Source organism: Microcoleus sp. N3A4, assembly GCF_036701805.1.
Classification (GTDB): Bacteria; Cyanobacteriota; Cyanobacteriia; order Cyanobacteriales; family Microcoleaceae; genus Microcoleus.
In genome coordinates this window covers 1-19,085 of the sequence record NZ_JAUBRJ010000044.1, presented here as the reverse complement: position 1 = coordinate 19,085, position 19,085 = coordinate 1, and the positions used below count along the sequence as shown (strand labels likewise).

15 protein-coding genes are annotated in these 19,085 nt (G+C 46.2%); 9 read left to right on the top strand and 6 right to left on the bottom strand.

Features of this window, described 5'->3' with window-relative positions; all coding sequences use genetic code 11:
* Window positions 1-3 precede the first annotated feature (3 nt).
* On the bottom strand, window positions 4-1,173 hold the full coding sequence (locus tag QUA56_RS22890) for a flagellar assembly protein H (RefSeq protein ID WP_333361994.1): 1,170 nt from the start codon (window positions 1,171-1,173) through the stop codon (window positions 4-6).
* Between the two features lie 63 nt (window positions 1,174-1,236).
* Window positions 1,237-1,842, bottom strand: coding sequence for a pentapeptide repeat-containing protein (locus QUA56_RS22885; RefSeq protein WP_333361991.1), 606 nt, complete (start codon window positions 1,840-1,842; stop codon window positions 1,237-1,239).
* Between the two features lie 137 nt (window positions 1,843-1,979).
* On the opposite strand from QUA56_RS22885, the gene purL reads away from it, so the two are divergent.
* The 6 genes from purL (at window position 1,980) to ppk1 (ending at window position 12,521) form a co-directional block, all read left to right on the top strand.
* Complete coding sequence (purL, locus tag QUA56_RS22880) at window positions 1,980-4,586, top strand: phosphoribosylformylglycinamidine synthase subunit PurL (RefSeq protein ID WP_333361988.1); 2,607 nt, start codon at window positions 1,980-1,982, stop codon at window positions 4,584-4,586.
* A 216-nt stretch (window positions 4,587-4,802) separates the two neighbouring features.
* Entirely contained in the window at window positions 4,803-5,024 is a 222-nt protein-coding gene (locus QUA56_RS36915) for a transposase family protein (protein ID WP_445242940.1), read from the top strand.
* A gap of 266 nt (window positions 5,025-5,290) precedes the next feature.
* Complete coding sequence (locus tag QUA56_RS22875; RefSeq protein ID WP_333361985.1) at window positions 5,291-5,542, top strand: hypothetical protein; 252 nt, start codon at window positions 5,291-5,293, stop codon at window positions 5,540-5,542.
* Window positions 5,543-5,589: 47 nt separating this feature from the next.
* The gene (locus QUA56_RS22870; RefSeq protein ID WP_333361982.1) at window positions 5,590-5,811 is read left to right on the top strand and encodes a hypothetical protein; all 222 of its coding nucleotides are present in this window, start codon (window positions 5,590-5,592) and stop codon (window positions 5,809-5,811) included.
* 34 nt (window positions 5,812-5,845) lie between these two features.
* Window positions 5,846-10,090 carry a HEAT repeat domain-containing protein gene (locus QUA56_RS22865; protein ID WP_333361979.1) on the top strand — a complete coding sequence of 1,415 codons (4,245 nt, stop codon included), beginning with the start codon at window positions 5,846-5,848 and terminating at the stop codon, window positions 10,088-10,090.
* 247 nt (window positions 10,091-10,337) lie between these two features.
* Window positions 10,338-12,521 carry a polyphosphate kinase 1 gene (gene ppk1, locus QUA56_RS22860; protein ID WP_333361976.1) on the top strand — a complete coding sequence of 728 codons (2,184 nt, stop codon included), beginning with the start codon at window positions 10,338-10,340 and terminating at the stop codon, window positions 12,519-12,521.
* Window positions 12,522-12,919: 398 nt separating this feature from the next.
* On the opposite strand, the gene QUA56_RS22855 is transcribed toward ppk1, so the two are convergent.
* Together QUA56_RS22855 and QUA56_RS22850 are read right to left on the bottom strand one after the other, a co-directional pair.
* Window positions 12,920-13,090 (bottom strand): hypothetical protein, encoded by a 171-nt coding sequence (locus QUA56_RS22855; protein WP_333046052.1) that lies wholly within the window; start codon window positions 13,088-13,090, stop codon window positions 12,920-12,922.
* 202 nt (window positions 13,091-13,292) lie between these two features.
* Window positions 13,293-13,553 (bottom strand): hypothetical protein, encoded by a 261-nt coding sequence (locus QUA56_RS22850; RefSeq protein WP_333361973.1) that lies wholly within the window; start codon window positions 13,551-13,553, stop codon window positions 13,293-13,295.
* Between the two features lie 320 nt (window positions 13,554-13,873).
* Between QUA56_RS22850 and QUA56_RS22845 the strand changes: the two genes are divergently transcribed.
* The 3 genes from QUA56_RS22845 (at window position 13,874) to QUA56_RS22835 (ending at window position 16,402) form a co-directional block, all read left to right on the top strand.
* Window positions 13,874-14,425 carry a DUF2854 domain-containing protein gene (locus tag QUA56_RS22845; RefSeq protein WP_333361970.1) on the top strand — a complete coding sequence of 184 codons (552 nt, stop codon included), beginning with the start codon at window positions 13,874-13,876 and terminating at the stop codon, window positions 14,423-14,425.
* A 211-nt stretch (window positions 14,426-14,636) separates the two neighbouring features.
* Window positions 14,637-15,707, top strand: coding sequence for an FAD-dependent monooxygenase (locus QUA56_RS22840; RefSeq protein WP_333361968.1), 1,071 nt, complete (start codon window positions 14,637-14,639; stop codon window positions 15,705-15,707).
* 203 nt (window positions 15,708-15,910) lie between these two features.
* On the top strand, window positions 15,911-16,402 hold the full coding sequence (locus tag QUA56_RS22835) for a DUF3598 family protein (protein ID WP_333361965.1): 492 nt from the start codon (window positions 15,911-15,913) through the stop codon (window positions 16,400-16,402).
* Between the two features lie 291 nt (window positions 16,403-16,693).
* On the opposite strand, the gene QUA56_RS22830 is transcribed toward QUA56_RS22835, so the two are convergent.
* Window positions 16,694-17,062 carry a DUF779 domain-containing protein gene (locus QUA56_RS22830; protein WP_333361962.1) on the bottom strand — a complete coding sequence of 123 codons (369 nt, stop codon included), beginning with the start codon at window positions 17,060-17,062 and terminating at the stop codon, window positions 16,694-16,696.
* Window positions 17,063-17,208: 146 nt separating this feature from the next.
* Entirely contained in the window at window positions 17,209-18,729 is a 1,521-nt protein-coding gene (gene exaC / locus QUA56_RS22825; RefSeq protein ID WP_333361959.1) for an acetaldehyde dehydrogenase ExaC, read from the bottom strand.
* Window positions 18,730-19,085: the final 356 nt, after the last annotated feature.

The following is a 19,085-nucleotide window of genomic DNA, read 5'->3' as shown; positions in this document are numbered from 1 at the left end:
TTTTCAAGTCGCTCGATCGGGCAATCTAGCTATCAGATTTGCCAGGGATAGTTGAGGCAATTCTGACAGCAGTAATGATAAGTTTTCTGGGGACAATGCGAGCAAATTGGGGATGAGATTAACCGGGAGTTCTGCTAATTGTCCCGATTCACTGAAGCGGTTGTTTAAAACACTTTCCGCTAGCAAATTTTGGACTTGTTGGCGATTGGTTTGTGCGATCGGCAGCGTAGACAATTGCACTAACAACATGGTAAACTCGGGAGTAGGCAGAGCCGATATCGGGCGCACAAAAGTGAGATTTACGGGGTCTAACTCCCCAAATCTGACCTGCAAGAAATTCTCTAAAATCAACCGCTGTCCTTGTTCTCTTCCTTGTTCGATACCTTGTTCTCTTCCTTGCTCAAGACCTTGTACAAGACCTTGTACAAGACCTCGTTCAAGACCTTGTAGTCGTGCTTCTTCTAAATGTTGTTGAAAAAGGGGTACGATCGCCATAACTAACTCCTGATCTTCATCATCCCCTGCGGGATTAGTTGGTGTATTCGCTTGCAAATTTTCCTGCAAGGTGTAAAGTAATTGTAGCGCATTAGCTCGAATTGAAGCATCAATAGGAAATGCAGTTAATTCCGCGATCGCCCCTTGCTGCACCCGACCCCTACCCAGCATCCGCAACCACATCGTCTCTGGAACCCTCGGTAGTTGGTGAATGGCGATTAACCCAACTCTCCAAACCTCAGATAAAAAATAAACTCCCCTCCCCCAGCCCTCAGACTCTTCAGGAGTCCGAAAACCAAAACTGCTTAATAAAGCCTCCGAAGCAGTGGGAGTGAGAATCCACAACATCGGTAATTGTCTTTCCTCAAAACGTTGATCTTGTCGATTAGCGCGCCGCCCCAGTTCTGCCCTACTATTTAATAACTTAACGACACAGCTAAAAATTCCCTCAGCAGTCACAGGATTGCGAAACGGTTCAATTATCGCCGCCGTTGCAGCCATTTTACCTAACAAACCCAAACTTTGGACATATTCGCCCTCAAAAGAAGTTGGTTGAAACCAAACATCAATTTCTCTAACTTCAGCAGTGACGTTTTTGCTCGTTTCTACTTCTCCAAGAGGCGACAATAACTCTTGCAGGTATTCTTTTGCAAACTGATCGTGGGGAAACTTAGTCATCCGATTTTAGATTTTAGATTTTAGATTTTAGATTTTAGATTTTAGATTTTAGAAGCAGGTTGTCTACCACGGCACTCCTCGCGCATCGGAAAAATCTGCATCGAGAATCGCCCCCGGATCGAATACAGCATCAGTCAAATCAGCTTTTCTAAACGAAGTTACCGACAATTTTTCTATTTCCTCAACAGCTATAAAAAAGCCGATCGCAGTTAAGCCAAGAATTACCCCAGAAACCAAAAATAAGACAATTCCCCTAATGGTATCCCCGCCAAAAAATGTCACAATACCGCTAGCCCCGATCGCAGCAGCAGCCCCAGCCACAGCCCCCGCCACAATTCCCGCCTCGCCCCGAGTCGCAGCAATCGCCGTAGCAGCCGTTCCGGCCACCGCCACAGCCCCCGCATCCGCCCCGCCAATCAGTCCAGTCAAAGCCCCAGCCGCCGTCACTGTCACCGCCGTTACCCCAGCCCTAGCAATCAAATTTCTCACCCGCCTGCGGCTTTGTCCGGTTCTGACACCCTGAAAATTTGCCCCCCTCAAAATCGCCCCGGTGAAATTGCAGCCTCGAATGTCGCAACCGCTGAAATTCGCCCCAGACAAGTCAAGCCCTTTAAAAGAACGGTTCCGCAAGTTTTGGTTAGCAAAATTGAGATTTCGAGGTTGAGTCATTCGATTTTAGATTTTAGATTTTAGATTTTAGATTAACCAACGCATTGCGCCTGGGATTTTAGATTTTAGATTGTAGATTGTAGATTAACCAAGCACAGGGCATTTAGAATTAAGCCTGTGGTTTATAACGAGTTTCCATGTCTCCCATCTCCGAATCCCCATTTTCCCCCGAACAAATTGCCGGTGAAAGACTCACACCTGAAGAATATGAAGAAATCGTTCAGCGTCTAGGTCGCCATCCCAATAAAGCTGAATTGGGAATGTTCGGCGTCATGTGGAGCGAACACTGCTGTTACAAAAATTCGCGGCCGCTATTAAAACAGTTTCCCACAGAGGGCGATCGAATTCTCGTCGGGCCCGGAGAAAATGCCGGCGTCGTAGACTTGGGAGAAGGCTTGCAACTCGCCTTCAAAATTGAATCGCACAACCACCCGTCAGCAGTCGAACCCTTCCAAGGTGCAGCAACCGGTGTCGGCGGGATTCTCCGCGATATCTTCACAATGGGTGCTCGCCCGATCGCACTTTTAAATTCCCTGCGTTTTGGCAACTTAGACGATGCGAAAACTCAGAGATTGTTCAAAGGCGTAGTATCGGGAATTTCTCATTATGGAAATTGCATCGGAGTGCCCACAGTTGGCGGCGAAGTTTACTTCGATCCTGCTTATTCCGGCAACCCATTAGTTAACGTCATGGCCTTGGGTTTAATGGAAACTCAAGAAATCGTCAAATCCGGGGCATCTGGAATCGGAAATCCCGTGCTTTACGTCGGTTCAACTACCGGGCGAGATGGCATGGGAGGAGCAAGTTTTGCCAGTGCAGAATTGACCGACAAATCAATGGACGATCGCCCCGCAGTCCAAGTAGGAGATCCATTTTTAGAAAAATCCTTAATAGAAGCTTGTTTAGCAGCGTTCAAAACCGGTGCAGTTGTCGCCGCCCAAGATATGGGTGCGGCCGGAATCACCTGTTCGACATCAGAAATGGCAGCCAAAGGTGGAGTTGGCATTGAATTCGATCTAGACAAAGTTCCCGTGCGAGAAAGCGGTATGGTTCCCTACGAATACCTGCTTTCAGAATCCCAAGAACGGATGTTGTTTGTTGCCCAAAAAGGACGGGAACAGGAATTAATCGATATTTTCCACCGCTGGGGATTGCAGGCCGTAGTCGCGGGTACAGTGATTGAAGAGCCGATCGTCCGCATTCTATTTAAAGGCGAAATCGCTGCCGAAATTACCGCGACTGCTTTAGCAGATAATACGCCAATTTATCACCGAGAACTGTTGACAGAACCGCCAGAATATGCTAAAAAAGCTTGGGCGTGGACGGCAGATTCGCTGCCACAATCTACAGTTACAGGTATCGAAATTAACGGCAATTTTCAAACTTGGAATCAGATTTTGCTGACGCTTTTAGATACTCCCACCATCGCTTCTAAACGCTGGGTTTATCGCCAATACGACCATCAAGTGCAAAACAATACTGTTGTTTTACCGGGAGGCGCTGATGCTGCGGTTGTCAGATTGCGTCCGCTAGAACCTTGCCAATCTTCCCTTGCTGAAGGACTAGAAGTACACCCCTTTGCTAAGGGGGATCTGCAGAGAGAAAATGCTGTTTCTCTAGCTTCCGAAATCAAACAGGAAGAAGAGGTAATTCCTCTATTTAAAAAGGCACAAGGTAGGGAAACTCCAAAAGTTTCTCCCCCCCTTAGCAAGAAGCAAGCGCCCCTGGGGATGATTCCCGGAGTTGCTGCAACGGTTGATTGCAATTCTCGTTATGTTTATCTCGATCCTTATGAAGGTGCAAAAGCAGTCGTAGCGGAAGCAGCGAGAAATTTAAGTTGTGTGGGTGCTGAACCTCTCGCAGTTACGGATAATTTGAATTTTGGCAGTCCCGAAAAGCCGATCGGATATTGGCAGTTAGCGTCAGCTTGTCGCGGGATTGCTGATGCTTGTCGGGAGTTGGGAACGCCTGTGACTGGCGGCAATGTTTCTCTTTACAATGAAACGGTTGATGCTGAGGGAAATCCTCAACCAATTTATCCAACTCCGGTAATCGGAATGGTGGGGTTGATTCCAGATTTGACGAAGATTTGCGGTCAAGGTTGGCTAAAGAAAGGTGATTTAATTTATCTGTTGGGAATTGGGGATGCAAAGGAAGCAGAAAAGTCTCAAGATTCTGAACTTACCTTTTTTCAATTTGCCAATTCTGAACTCAAAACAGAAAAGCCAAAACATCCTGCTTTTGCTACTCTCGGAGGTTCGGAATATTTAGCGGCAATTCACGGGATTGTAGCGGGGAAACCGCCAAGGATAGATTTTGAGTTAGAAAGAAAAGTGCAATCGGTTTGCCGCGATGGAATTCGGCAAGGTTGGGTAGGTTCTGCCCATGATTGTGCTGAGGGTGGAATTGCGATCGCCCTGGCTGAATGTTGTATTTCTGGTAAACTGGGTGCGGAAATTCATCTCAGTTTCAATTCGGCAAAGGTCGGCCGCTGGGATGAAATTTTGTTTGGTGAAATGGGCAACTGCATTGTAGTTTCAGTCGCCCCAAAAAATCAAGGAATTTGGGAAGCTTACCTGCAAGAACATTTAGCGAAAATGTGGCATAAAATCGGTTTAGTTGGGTGTGCTGAATCACCTTTGCGGGTGCTGAGTGCTGACAATCAAGCGTTAATTAAGGTTGGGATGGGTGAGATGGGCGATCGGTTCTATAATGCGATCGAGCGTCGGATTGGATCAGTCTGACAACCTGAAGTTTCGATACCCCTAAATCCTCCTTAAAAACGGGGAATTTGAATACTCTAGCCCCCCCTGATTAAGGGGGGCTAGGCAGGGCGGATTAATTGTGCCCGGATGATTGTACAATAAAACGGGCGATCGGAACCGACCCGCGAGTTCAGACTATCCTGACTCTGTGCATAGCGTAATGAATTTAATTGAAGCTATTATTGCAGTACCTTTTTGCACCGAAAGCCACGAGGAATTAGACATCATTTATGGCTGATACTGACGATAATTTTATTGGGCAGTTGTACGGGATATTGGGGGTATAAAACCTTGGTGGATTTTACCAAAAATCATCGCGCAACTCTCATAAAACTGTTCGACCTTCCATCAGATATTTGCTTCCCATCCCACTCTACTTTTAGAAACATAATTCACTCATTAGATTTTGAGATATAGCGGTTCTCAGAAAGATTCGCGGACGTTGTTGGGCTTGGGCCCTCAAGCGTCTGGGTGGTTATGTAAGCTGTCAGTCATAAGCTGTTCTGTATTTAAATTGTCTGTCAAAAAACAATTAAACTCTTGTGGGGTGGGCGTCTCGCCCGCCCTGAATATACAATTTAAATGCGCGACAGCTTACCTCATCTTTTTGAGAAAGGCTATAATTGCCGTCCTTTTTAATAGATGGGCGCAACAGAACTTACCGCTCGCACGCCTGAGAATTGATGGCAATTGATGGTAAAAGCATTAAAAACACCTCGGTAAGTGGAAATAGCTCTTACCAAAACTTTGCGAGCATGGTTTCGGTCTACAGTCACGCTCGCGGCTGGGTTGTCCGACATAAAGTCATGGAAAATCAACACAGGAGTGAAATTGAAATTGTGGAAGAACTCATTAGAGAACTCTCTGGTTGTCAGATAGTAATTGAGCGCGGATGCACTGCATTGTCAAAAAAAAACGCTGGCCTTAATTATTGATGGTGGTAATGACTGCATAATTACCACCCTTAAAAAATCAATCAAGTTTGTTTAAGGCAGCCCAAGAATTAGTCAAATCGACAAATGCGAGCGACTCCCTTCAAGCATCAGAAAAGTTACATGGACGTACCACAACTCGCAGTACCACAATTTACGCCATACCGGCTCAATTATTACCTCTGTGGGCGGGTGCCAAATACATAATTGCGATCGTCAGAACTGGCCTGCGATCGCCCGCAACCAAGCTCGATCGCCTATCATTGAAATAACCCGCTTGCAGCAGCGCATCAGGAGAACAGTCAAATGTCAGATCCGATTACCTTGGGGTTGCTTTTCACAGTCGCTTGGCAAGGCATTTTGGGAAGTCAAGTCAATGATGCACTCAATCATGCTTGTTTGAAGGGGATAAATAAATTATCACAAAACGGAAAAATTGTCAATCACGATTTAGAAAAAGCGCTGAAAACTTCTTTCTTGAAAGCTCAGCAACAAATCGCCTCAGAATGCAAACAGGAAATCGATCCGAAAAATACGGCTAACCGAGAGAGTTTTGCTTATTCGCTGCAAGACAGGCGGCGGGATTTTGATTGGTTGAAACGAAAGCTCGAAAAGCTCAAATTAGAATTAGAACAAGTCGATAAAGAAACAGTCCCGTCAGGGATTCCCATTACAGGATTAGATGAAATAGAATTGCTGCTGACTTCCGCAGATGAGTTAAAGCAGAATCAGGTTGAAGAAGTCAAGCAAAAATTGCTGGAAATTGCCCTAGAAAATTGCGATGTCGCACCCTACAAAACTAAGTTAGAGCAAGAATTGTTTGCCTTGGTATCTGCATACTTTGCTCAGGAAATCAAGGACAATGACAAAGTTTTTCAAATTTTTACCGGGCAGAGTTTAACGCGGATCGATCGCAGAACCCAAGAGATGTATGCTTGGCTTGAGGAGATAGTTGAAAAAAGCCGGATTGTTTACGTGCCGATTGATTGGCAAGCTATTTGCCAGCAGATATTAGACGAGAAAGAACAGCAGCGACTTAGTAGCGATCGGCTAACTTTTGGCAACCATCAAATAGATGATGTTTACGTGCCGCTGGGATTGGTGGAACGGCATAAAGTGACTGAGAAGCGCGAGGATGTTGGGGCTGAAGAAGGTTCGGATTTGTATCGAGAAAAAGAAGTTACTCAGACATTTGAACATAGCGAGTTTCTTGAGCAAGTTATCCAGCAAGGAAGTAGCCCTAAAAGCGATGGGAAGCGGTTAGGAATTATTGGGGAACCGGGGGCGGGGAAAACAACGCTGTTGCGGCAGATTGCGAATTGGGTAGCGGCGGGCATTTCCGAGGCTATGGTAATTTGGGTATCCTTGGCAGATTTGCAGGGGAAGGAATTAGAATCCTATTTATTTGATAATTGGCTGCTGGCGGCTATTAAGAGAATTGCGAAGGCTGAGGCGACTGCGGAAATTAAGGATGATTTTTTAGCACAGTTTAATGCTGAGCGCGTATGGTTGGTGTTGGATGGGGCGGATGAGATGGCGGTGGGGGATGGCAATCCTTTGGCGGAAATTCAGCGGCAAATTAGAACGGGCGGCTGCATTCACAAGGCGCGAATTGTGCTAAGTTGTCGGCAGAATGTTTGGGATGCGATCGGCTCTGCGTTGGATACTTTTGATACTTATCGCACTCTGGAATTTTCCTATCCCGAACAAGTGGAATTGTTCATTGATAAATGGTTTGGAACCCCCCCTAACCCCCCCTTGGTAAGGGGGGGGACAAGAGATGATGGGGAGCAGACAAGAGAAGATGAAACTCTTGCTCCCCCCTTAGCAAGGGGGGCTGGGGGGGTTCTTTCTCAACAGCTAGGGGAAGCATTAGATGAAACTCTTGCTCCCCCCTTAGCAAGGGGGGCTGGGGGGGTGCTTTCTCAACAGCTACGGGAAGCATTAGCAGCATCGGGAAAAGAGCGAATTCGAGATTTAGTGAAAAATCCCCTGAGATGTTCGCTATTGTGCGGCACTTGGCAGTCGTTGGATGGGGATTTGCCGGATACTAAGGCTAAGCTTTATCAGCGGTTTGTGACAACTTTGTATCAGTGGAAAAAACCGCGCCTGAATTGGATTCAGCAGCAGGAATTGAATGCGGCTTTGGGGAAATTGGCACTTTCAGGGATGTTAAATGAAACGTCGCGGTTTCAGTTGCCCGAAAGTGTGGGATATCGGGTGATGGGTGCATCGCAGTTTGAGTTGGCTTGTCGTTTGGGTTGGCTGAATTTAGTGGCGAGGGATGGGGAGACGCTGGAAGGGATTTATGCTTTTTACCATCCGACGTTTCAGGAATATTTTGCGGCGTTGGCGGTTGAGGATTGGCACTTTTTCTTGAATCATATTCCTAAGAATCCGCAACATCCTGATGCTCGATACCGCATTTTTGAGAAGCAGTGGAAAGAGGTGATTTTGCTGTGGTTGGGGCGTGAGGATGTAGGGAAGGAGGAGAAGGAAGGGTTTATTAAGGCGTTGGTTAAGTTTAAGGTTGGGTGGGATAAATTTTATGGATATCGGGCATATTTTCTAGCGGCTGCGGGGATTGCTGAGTTTAAAGATTGTAGTCTTGCTGATGAGATTGTGTCGCAGATTGTTATTTGGGGATTTGGTTATTTTAATAAGCAAAAACAGGATTGGCGGACATTTCTCGATCCAATTGTCGATAGAGCAAGGGAAGTTCTGAAAGAAACCGATCGCAAAAGGGCTATCTCCGCTTTAGTCGAGTTAATCCGCAATTCATGTGATGAATATACCCGGAGGGAAGCGACAAGAAGTTTGGGGGAAATCGGCAAAAATTGCCCAGACACGATCGCCACTTTAGTGGAATTAATCAATACTTCTCAGGATGAAGTTACTCGGTGGCAAGCGGCAGATATCTTGGGTAGAATTGATAAAGATAGCCCAGTAGCGATCTCCGCTTTAGCAGAGTTAATTCACACTTCAGTTGAGAAAAACACCTGGAAGCGAGCGGTATATAGCTTGGGGACAATAGGCAAAGATAGCCCAGAAGCGATCGCCGCTTTAGTCGAACTAATCCGCAATTCAGTTGAGAACGGTTTCTACCCGGTTTTCGGGTGGTATAACGTACCTACCTGTATAATAGTGGCATATAGCTTAGTGAAAATAGGCAAAAATAATCCAGTTGCGATCGCCGCTTTAGTCGAGTTAATTCGCACTTCAGATCATAAAGTTACTCAATGCTTCGCGGCAGAAATTTTAGGTAAGATAGACAACGATAACCCGGTAGCGATCGAAACTTTATTGGATTCAATCCGCAACTACCGTCCGAAAGATAATCGTTATCAAGCGGCAGAAAGATTAGCAACAATTGGCAAAAACAACCCTGTTGCGATCGCTGATTTAGTCGAGTTAATCAGCACTTCCCGCAATCAAGTTACCCGGTGGCGAGCCGCAGAATGTTTGGGGAAAATAGACAAAGGTAACACAGTAGCGATTTTAGCTTTAGGCGATTTAATCCGCAATTCAAACAATAAAATAACCCAGTCATCAGCAGCAGCAAGTTTAAACAAAATAGGCAAAAATAGCCCAGAAGCAATTTCCATTTTAGTCGATTTCATCCGCAATTCTGCTGATGAATTTACTCGGCGTTTAGCTGCAGTAAGCTTGGGGGAAATCGGTAAAGATAGCCCAGAAGCAATCTCCGCTTTAGTCGATTTAATCGCTAATTCTCAGAATGAAGAGACTCGACGGCAAGTCGCAGAAAGCTTGGGAAAAATCGGCAAAGATAGCCCAGAAGCAATCTCCGCTTTAGTCGAGTTAATCCGTACTTCTGAGAATGAATTTACTCGGCGGCAAGCGGCAGCAAGTTTAGGTAAAATAGGTAAAGATAGCCCAGAAGCAATCTCCGTTTTAGTCGAGTTAATCCGTACTTCTCAGAATGAAAGTACCCGCTGGCGAGCTGCAAATAGTCTAGGGAAAACAGGCAAAGAGCAGCAACTTGCGATTTCTACTTTAGTCAAGTTAATCGGTACTTGTCACGACGATTCTTTTGTAGAGAGCAATAGTTTATGGACAATAGGCAAAGATCACTCAGTGGCCATATTCGGTTTAGTCGAGTTAATCCGCAATTCTGGTGATGAATATACCCGGAGGAGCGCGGCATTAATGTTAGGGGCAATAGGGAAAGATTACCCCGAAGTTATTTCCGCTTTACAGGAGTTAATCCGCAATTCACGGGAACTCGATACCCGGTGTGTAGCGGCATATAGCTTAGGGGAAATAGACATAGGTAACTCAGTGGCGATCGCCACCTTAGTAGAGTTAATCCGCAAGTCACGTCATGAAGATACCATGTATGACCCAGCAGATTGCTTAGGGAAAATTATGACAGGTAAACATTTCGCTACCGCAGTTTCAGGTTTAAAAAAATGCCTAACTTCGGAAATATACAAAAATGATTTTGGTCGGAATGAAAGATGTCACGAAGTCATCTGGGAGTGTGCCGAAAATATGACTTACCCAGAATTTTATCAAGCATGGCACGCTTAACCCACCGCTGGAATTGCCGTTAACAGGTTTTCCGCGAAATCAAGAGGACTTGCGGAATGCGGTGCAGAATTAGATTGGGGCAAGGGGATAAGTCGCAGATCCAGGGGTCGGACTTAGCCCTCGCCGTTTCCCTACAGGTATTACAAAAACGCGCGATCGACCAAAAGCAGATGCGAACAAATCCTTTAACCTACAATACTATTTCTAGAGATGCCATCACCGAGCCTCCGAAAGACTCCCCCAAACCATGCCCAAGCCAAAAAAGACCCCCGCCAAAACCTACACTGAAATCAACCTCAGCGATCCTCAATATTATTTCAACCGAGAACAAAGCTGGCTAGAATTCAACAACCGCGTGCTCCACGAAGCCCTCGACCCCCGCACGCCCCTCCTAGAAAGGCTCAAATTTCTCGCTATTTTTAGCTCCAACCTAGACGAATATTTTATGGTGCGCGTAGGCGCCCTCAAACAACAAGTACACGCAAAAGTCAGCAAATTGACCTCCGACGGCAGCACGCCTCAACAACAGCTAGATGCCCTTAACAAGCGGCTTTTGCCGATGGTTTCTCAGCAACACGCCTATTTTGAGCAAACCCTGCGGCCGAAACTAGCAGCAAGCGGCATCTACATTCTCGACTACATTGACCTCAATCAAGAACAGCGCAATTACTTGCACCGCTACTTCAAAGAACAAGTGTTTCCCGTACTCACTCCCCTAGCAGTTGACCCCAGCCACCCATTCCCCTACCTTTCCAATCTCAGCCTCAATTTAGCAGTAGTAGTCAGAGACCCCGACACGCGGGAAGAATTGTTTGCCCGCGTCAAAGTACCGCAGGTGTTGCCCAGGTTTTTGCCTTTGCCGGGGGATTTGCAGTGGCAGCAGAGGGGCAAGTCTCCTGTTTGGACTGGCGTGCCTCTAGAACAGGTGATTGCCCACAATTTAGAAGCTTTGTTTCCGGGGATGGACATTCAGGAATATCACCCGTTCCGCATTACTCGCAATTCCGATTTGACCGTGGAGGAAGATGAGGCAGAGGATTTGCTGCTGGCTATAGAACAGGAACTCCGCAAGCGCCGGTTTGGAGGTTCTGCCGTGCGGATGGAAATTCAAGCGATTATGCCGCCTGCGCTGCGAGATATGCTTATAGACGAGTTGGATCTCGGCGAGCAAGATGTTTACGTCGTAGAGGGGCTGCTAGGCCTCAAGGATTTGATGTCTTTTGTGGGGCTGCCGGTGCCAGAACTCAAAGATCCGGCTTGGACTCCGGTGGTGCCGCCTCGTTTGCGGAACTCGGAATCGCCAATGATTTTAGGCAAATTGATGTTGGATGCTGAGGATGGTGAGGATATTTTCACGGCCATCCGCCAGGGGGATTTGATGCTGCACCATCCTTATCACTCGTTTGCCGCGACTGTGCAGCGGTTTATTACTGAGGCGGCGCACGATCGCTCTGTGTTAGCGATTAAGATGACTTTATACCGCACTTCTGGCGATTCGCCGATCGTCAGCGCCTTAATTCAAGCAGCGGAAAACGGCAAGCAGGTAGCCGTTTTAGTAGAGCTTAAAGCTAGGTTTGACGAAGAAAATAATATTAATTGGGCTCGCAAGTTAGAACAAGCTGGAGTCCACGTAGTTTACGGTTTGGTGGGACTCAAAACCCACACCAAGATTGTGATGGTAGTGCGCCGCGAGGACGATTACATCCGCCGCTACGTCCACATCGGCACCGGCAATTACAATCCCAAAACAGCCGGATTGTATACCGATGTGGGTTTGTTGAGTTGTCGCGAGGATTTGGGTTCGGATTTGACGGATTTGTTTAATTATTTGACTGGTTATTCGCGGCAGGTATCTTATCGCAAATTGTTGGTGGCACCTGTCAATATGCGCGATCGATTTTTAGCTTTAATCCGCCGCGAGGTCGAATTCTGCCGCTTGCAAGCCGAAGGCGGCACCGGTAGCTGCGGGCGCATTGTCGCTAAAATGAACGCTTTAGTTGACCCTCAAATCATTGTTGCTTTGTACGAAGCTTCGCAAGCGGGAGTTAAAATTGATTTGATTATCCGGGGGATTTGCTGTTTGCGTCCCGGCGTTGAGGGTGTTAGCGAAAATATCAGAGTTATCAGTATTATCGGCCGCTTTTTAGAGCATTCTCGGATGTTTTATTTTTTCAACGGTGGCGACGAAGAGGTGTATATTGGTTCTGCTGACTGGATGCAGCGCAATCTCACACGCCGGGTTGAGGCGATCGTTCAGGTGGAAGACCCGACAATTGCCAAGGAGTTGCAAGAAATTTTGGGGGTAATGCTGGCTGACAACCGCCAAGCTTGGGATTTGCAGCCGGGAGGACACTACTCTCAGCGGCGGCCGCCTGCTAATTGCCCGGAGGTGAGCTCTCAGCAAATTTTGATGGATATGGTTATGAATTAGTCAGTAGTCATTAGTCAGTAGTCATTAGTTATTAGTCATTGGGAGCATCTCAGTTTTGCAAAAAGCATTTTTTTTATTATAGTGCGAGCTTAAGAGCTCGCGTATTCTACAAATCGCGAGCTCTTAAGCTCGCACTATAAATGCAAAACTGAGATGCTCCCAAGTCATTAGTCATTAGTCAGCAGTCTAATTTGCAGTTAGCAGTTGTCGGTTCTTGTTAGCTATTAAGCTGTACTGCATTTAATTTTTACTTTTTGGGCGGGCTCTCCGGCCCGCCCCACAAGATTTTTAGTAACATAACTATCCAAATTAAATGCCCGACAACTAATGACCACTAACCACTGACTAATGACCACTGACTGATGACTACTGACTACTGACTAATGACTAATGACTGCTTAACTGTTAAAAGTCCGCTTGAATTCTTCTAAGAGATCGTCAATTTCTTCGATCGCCTGACTCACATCTATTCTCAGGGCTCCCAAGTCCGATCGATCTAACAGCCGCACGAGGGATTCCCGCTTGCTCTCGATCTGTGCTACGCGCTCTTTGATTGTCTGTGCATCCATGATTTTTTGCCTTTGCTACTATTAACAAAAATATTTGACATTCCCCCCTGCAAACAGACGGGGATTCTTAATTCACCGACGTACCTTTCTGGGCAAATCCTTCACTGTTTTTATATTGGAGGTGATGAACGTGCTCAGGGTTTTTTGGTCTGTGTTATAGTTTGATTGTACATCAAAACTTCAGCAAAACTTCAGCAAAATTTCAGCGCAAAAAAGGCGGACGTTTGCTATCTGCGGGTTTATTTTTCATCATTCCAGCTAAAAATCGCTTCAGGGCCTTCTCCCGGTTTTTCATAAAAGCAGCCCAAAATCCTGGTTGATATTCATCCATTGTCTTGGCTAGGGCCCAGACATCGATCGCTAAGATATTATAAAGCCTTTCATCTTCGCGTTTGAGCGAGTTAATCTGCTCTAGAACCGACTTGTTTGCTCCAGCAGTTTGTTTGTCTTCGTCTTTAATCATGTCCGAAAAATGGTTGAAAGGGCAAGAGTGTCGATCGCGACATCAACTCTCTATACTTTGATGATACTGCCGATCTCGATTGCCTTCTGGAACCAACGCCGCGCAATTAACACGGATCTTAACCGATGGCGCGCCCGGGCGAGTCCGGCCGGATAAGTTTCTGAAGTTAGACACAAGACTGTGGATGCACACCGCTCCCGCGCTCATAGATACTAGCAGTTTTTGCAGGTCTTTTGGCCAAAAAACTAAATTTATTCAAGACTTTTTGACAGATAATAATTAAAGTATATTATTTCTGTCCGACTACTTACCTCACTGATATGTTACGTAAAATTTCTTTAGCAAACCTAGCCTTAGTTGTTGGCGGTATTATAGCAGCAGTCGGGTTCGGAGCCTACTTCACAGACAGACCTACCCTAAACCTAGCCGGTTTTTTTTATGGAATTCCGCTGTTGCTGGGAGGTTTGGCCCTGAAAGCGGCTGAACTCGAACCCGTGGAGTTCACCGAACCGACTTCTGGCGAAGTTCTCCTCCTGCGAGAAAGTCAGGCTACCGATACTCAAAACCAAGTCCGCAAAGATATCACCCGATTTCGCTACGGCCAACCCGCGCACTTAGATGATGCTTTGGAGCGCTTGGGCCTGGCCCCAACAGACGAGGAACGGCCCCTCCTGCAAGGGTTGCGGGAAGTTGATGTTGATGGTGCTTATGGGTTAATTTTAGAGTTTTATTCGCCGCTGATCCCGATCGAAGTCTGGGAAGAAAAACAACAAAAAATAGCTGCTTTTTTTGGCCCTGGTTTGCGCGCACAAGTGAGTCAAAAGGCTGATGACAAAATTGAATTGGCTCTAATTAAAAATACTCAAGCTTAAAGTCGTCTTGAGTTTTGATTGCGTAAATTTTGAAATCACCAATTAAAAATTAATCCTGCATCGGCCCAGATACTCATTTTAGCGGCAGCTTGAAACCTGTCGCTACCAGCAAAAGCTCGATCGGCAATTGGGCGATCGCGCAAATTAGATTTTCCTTAATTACAATAGTGGTTGAGAACCGATCGGCAATTTTAAATCTGGAGAAGCACAAATGGTTTCGTCCCAAAGCAGGATAGGTATTATCGGCGCAGGAACATCAGGAGCTTATCTGGCAAGTTTGCTTATTGAGAAAGGGTTTCAAGTTACATTGTTTGAAAAATCACCCCAACCGCGCACTGATGGATGTGGAATTCTGATCGTACAAGCAGGTATGAAAGCGCTGCATCAAGGAAACCCTCAAATTAGCCAGAAAATTATTAACTCAGGCGATGCGGTTAAACTATTCGAGTTTCGCAACCTGCGCGGCGGTGTCATCAATTCCGAACCCGTCACCTACGAAGAAAATGAACTTCCAGGAATGCTGGTACACCGCAAAGCTATTCTAGAAGCACTCCTCGACGAGTTACCTCCTGAGTGTATTCATTTTAATGCTGATTTATTGTCGATCGCCCAAACCGATCACAGTGCGATCGCCCACTTTAAAGATGGCAGTAAATGGGAAGGCGATCTTTTAATTGGTGCAGATGGAATTGTCTCCAAAGTTCGTCAATTTATCGTTCCAGATGTAGAACTTTTCTATTTAGGCGATATTGTCTGGCGAGGAATTGTCGAAGATAATAGCTTCTGTCCCGAAGGAAACTTTTTTGTTTACGTGCGCGGTAGGGGAATTTATGCCAACTTCTTTCACATTGGTGGAGGTCGCACTCATTGGGGTTTCTTTATCGAAAAAGAGCGGACAGAATCCGAAATAGGGAAACTACAACCTAATAATATCACCATTCCTCCCCAAGAACTAGCAAAACTCCCCGACGATGCGCGAAAAGTGATTGAATCAACCCCTGTGGAAAATATTGTATGTCGTTTTTCCTATGACATTGACCCCCTACCAAAAATCTATGATGGGCGCGTTATCCTAATAGGTGATGCGGCCCACGCCAAAAGTTCCACACGCGCTAGAGGAATGACTTCCGGTTGGGAAGATGGTTTGTGTTTAGCACAACATCTCAGAGATAGTGCTAACATTGCCGAAGCGCTAGAAAATTTTCAAGCTGAAAGATTACCGATTGTTCACGAATATCAACGCACTAGCCGTGAAATGAGTCTGAAAATAGGCCGCCGTTAGAAATACAGGACTCTTCTTGTAGTAGGGTGATCTTCGGCGCACCTTACCACTACAAATAGATATCGTATGGTGCGTCGCCATCAATCATCTACGGGGGTCAGCTTGATTTTCTAGCAGCGACGCACCATACAAGAGGCGAGTCCAACAAAATCCGCCGGCTTAATTTTCGATCGAGTTTTGTAGAAAAACTGGAGGCTGATTTAATGAGTAACGATCCTGTAATTCATCAAGATACCGTCACGCCTGTGAACTCTCCTGATTTGGAGAAAGTTCCTGAGATTTTTACCCGTCATCTTGGCACTTGGCAAGGTGAGTATATTAAGACCGATACTCGCGGACATTTTTCTCGCAGCTTCTTCGGTAATTTTACCATCTCGATTGAGGGAAGTCACTACCGACAAGTTAATAATTATGAATATTCAGATGGTTCTCGCCGGCAGCTCAATTTTCAAGGGGAGTTTGAAAATCGGATTGTGAAATTTTTTTCTGACAGTTATTCTGATTTTTCGGCAATTGCGTGGGATGCGGGCCAGGAAGTTATTTGCTTTCGAGCAACGAAAACTCAGGATGACGCACTGATTACTTTTGTAGAAACAATGACTTTACTGGCAGACAATCATCGAGTTCGCAGCACTCAAGCTTTTAAAGATGGCGTTTTTGATGGTATCTCATTTATTGAGGAAATGCGTGTATAGCCTTTATCAAAAAGATGAGGTATGAATGACAGCTTATACAGCAGATTCCACATTTATGAATTACACCCACCTATCATTAACTCCCCGTAGGGACACGGCAGTGCCGTGTCCCTACACTTCACAAACCTGGAATACGCTGTATAACCACTTAAACTAAGAGGGCTGAAGCCCAACTACGTACCTCATCTTTCTGAGAACCGCTATATAAGTAAGCCCGCATAAAAAATACCCCGATTGCCGACTTCTTTAAAAAGTCGGCAATCTAACATATCTCGCGTTTTCAAGAACTAATTACTCAGCATTAAGAAACAAGCGAGAACGAGTAATAAAACGCTCTCCATCCGGCCCTTCCAGGGAAAAATCGCTGCCTCCGGGCCCCGATGCCACATCTATAATTAACTGCGTGTGCTGCCAATTTTTGTATTGCCGCGCTGCAATATAAAACGGACAACCGCCTATTTCGCCGAGTAATACGTCACCATCACCGATTATCAATTCGCCATCGGGAAAGCACATGGGGGAACTACCGTCGCAGCAGCCGCCGGATTGGTGAAACATCAATTCTCCGTGTTGAGTTTTGAGATGGTTGATTAATTTTAAAGCGGCTTCTGTTGCGGTGACTTTTGCGATCGTTTCCATTGCAGTCTGTTTGTGTAGCAATTTTATTTCGTTTTTGAATGAGATTTTTTTTATGAACCGCAGAGGGCGCAGAGGGCGCAGAGAAGGAGAGGAAAGAGAGAAAGAAGGAGTTCACGAATCATTGAAGTTTGTTCTTTCTTCCTTCTTCTTTCCCAAGGATTAAAACCTTAGAAAAAGCCTAAAGCTTTGGGGCTGTAGCTGACCAGCAAATTCTTGGTTTGTTGGTAGTGATCCAACATCATTTTGTGATTTTCGCGGCCGATTCCCGATGATTTGTAGCCGCCGAATGCTGCGTGGGCCGGATATAGGTGATAGCAATTTGTCCACACGCGGCCGGCTTGAACGGCGCGGCCCATGCGGTAGGCGGTGTTGATGTCGCGAGTCCAAACTCCTGCACCTAAACCGTAGAGAGTATCGTTGGCAATTTCTAATGCTTCCGCTTCGTCTTTGAAGGTGGTGACTGCTAATACGGGGCCGAAGATTTCTTCTTGGAAAATTCGCATTTTGTTGTTTCCTTTGAAGACTGTCGGCTGGAAATAATAGCCGTCTTGCAAGTCATCCGATAAGATGTTTCTTTCGCCGCCAATCAGACATTCTGCGCCTTCGGCGTGACCGATTTTGACGTATTCGGCGATTTTTTCCATCTGGTTGACGGAGACTTGCGCGCCGAGGGCGGTTGTCGGATCTAAGGGGTTGTCTTGCTTGATTTGGCGGATGCGATCGATCGCCCTTTCCATGAATCGATCGTAGATTGACTCCTGAATTAAGGCGCGGGAGGGACAGGTGCAAACTTCGCCTTGATTGAAGGCAAACATGACTAATCCTTCGACTGCTTTGTCGAGGAATTCGTCGTCTTGGGCGCAGATATCTTCAAAGAAAATGTTGGGGGATTTGCCGCCTAATTCTAGGGTGACGGGGATGACATTTTGCGAGGCGTATTGCATGATTAGCCTGCCGGTGGTGGTTTCGCCGGTGAAGGCGACTTTGGCAATCCGGGGACTGGTGGCGAGGGTTTTGCCGATTTCGGCGCCGGGCCCGTTAATGACGTTGATAACCCCGTCTGGTACTAAGTCGGCGATGATTTCCATCAGTACCAAGATTGAGGCGGGGGTGGGGCCTGCTGGTTTGAGGACGACGCAGTTGCCGGCGGCGAGGGCTGGGGCGAGTTTCCAGGCTGCCATTAATATCGGGAAGTTCCAGGGGATGATTTGTCCGATGACGCCTAGGGGTTCGTGGAAGTGGTAGGCGACGGTGGTTCCGTCGAGTTCGCCGATCGACCCTTCTTGAGCTCGGATGCAGCTTGCAAAGTAGCGGAAATGGTCGATCGCCAGCGGTATGTCTGCGAGGCGGGTTTCGCGTATTGGTTTGCCGTTGTCCCAGGTTTCGGCGATGGCGAGGCGATCGAGGTTTTCTTCGATTCGATCGGCAATTTTGTGCAAAACCCGCGCCCTGTCTGCTGGGGAAGTTTTACCCCACTTGTCTTTCGCAGCGTGGGCGGCATCCAGTGCCAATTCTACATCCTCCGCGCTCGATCGGGGAATTTGACAAATTGATTTTCCGGTAATTGGAGAAAGGTTTTCTGAGTATTTCCCTTTCACCGGTGGCACCCACTTGCCGCCGATAAAGTTATCGTAGCGAGTTTGAAAAATCGACTGACTGCCGGATTGAACAGGTGCTGCTACTACCATTTTATGACCTCGTTAAAATTTATTTTTGCGTTCAATTGATATCTGTTAAATACCTACCATCGTCTATTTTTGGGAATTTGTGTTATTTGATATACAAAATTTTACATTTGACCGATATATGAAATCGAGGTTGTTTCTAGGTTTCTGGTTCTGGTAGGTGGTTAATAAGATTTTTTTTATTAACCGCAGAGTACGCAGAGTACGCAGAGGAAGAGAAGAACAAGAGCAGAAAGATAGAATTTTATAAATTATTTAAATGTGCTATTATATAGATATCAACTGGGAGCATCCCATTTTTGCTTTCAGATCGTGGACGGTTGCATCAGAATAATATATTTGGATCGTATTCAGTGCGA

Coding starts and splice junctions, on each gene's coding strand:
- QUA56_RS22890 (WP_333361994.1), bottom strand. CDS start 1,173: ATGACTAAGTTTCCCCACGATCAGTTTGCAAAAGAATACCTGCAAGAG.
- purL (WP_333361988.1), top strand. CDS start 1,980: ATGTCTCCCATCTCCGAATCCCCATTTTCCCCCGAACAAATTGCCGGT.
- QUA56_RS22845 (WP_333361970.1), top strand. CDS start 13,874: ATGTTACGTAAAATTTCTTTAGCAAACCTAGCCTTAGTTGTTGGCGGT.
- QUA56_RS22850 (WP_333361973.1), bottom strand. CDS start 13,553: ATGATTAAAGACGAAGACAAACAAACTGCTGGAGCAAACAAGTCGGTT.
- QUA56_RS22855 (WP_333046052.1), bottom strand. CDS start 13,090: ATGGATGCACAGACAATCAAAGAGCGCGTAGCACAGATCGAGAGCAAG.
- QUA56_RS22840 (WP_333361968.1), top strand. CDS start 14,637: ATGGTTTCGTCCCAAAGCAGGATAGGTATTATCGGCGCAGGAACATCA.
- QUA56_RS22875 (WP_333361985.1), top strand. CDS start 5,291: ATGGCAATTGATGGTAAAAGCATTAAAAACACCTCGGTAAGTGGAAAT.
- QUA56_RS22885 (WP_333361991.1), bottom strand. CDS start 1,842: ATGACTCAACCTCGAAATCTCAATTTTGCTAACCAAAACTTGCGGAAC.
- QUA56_RS22835 (WP_333361965.1), top strand. CDS start 15,911: ATGAGTAACGATCCTGTAATTCATCAAGATACCGTCACGCCTGTGAAC.
- exaC (WP_333361959.1), bottom strand. CDS start 18,729: ATGGTAGTAGCAGCACCTGTTCAATCCGGCAGTCAGTCGATTTTTCAA.
- QUA56_RS22865 (WP_333361979.1), top strand. CDS start 5,846: ATGTCAGATCCGATTACCTTGGGGTTGCTTTTCACAGTCGCTTGGCAA.
- ppk1 (WP_333361976.1), top strand. CDS start 10,338: ATGCCCAAGCCAAAAAAGACCCCCGCCAAAACCTACACTGAAATCAAC.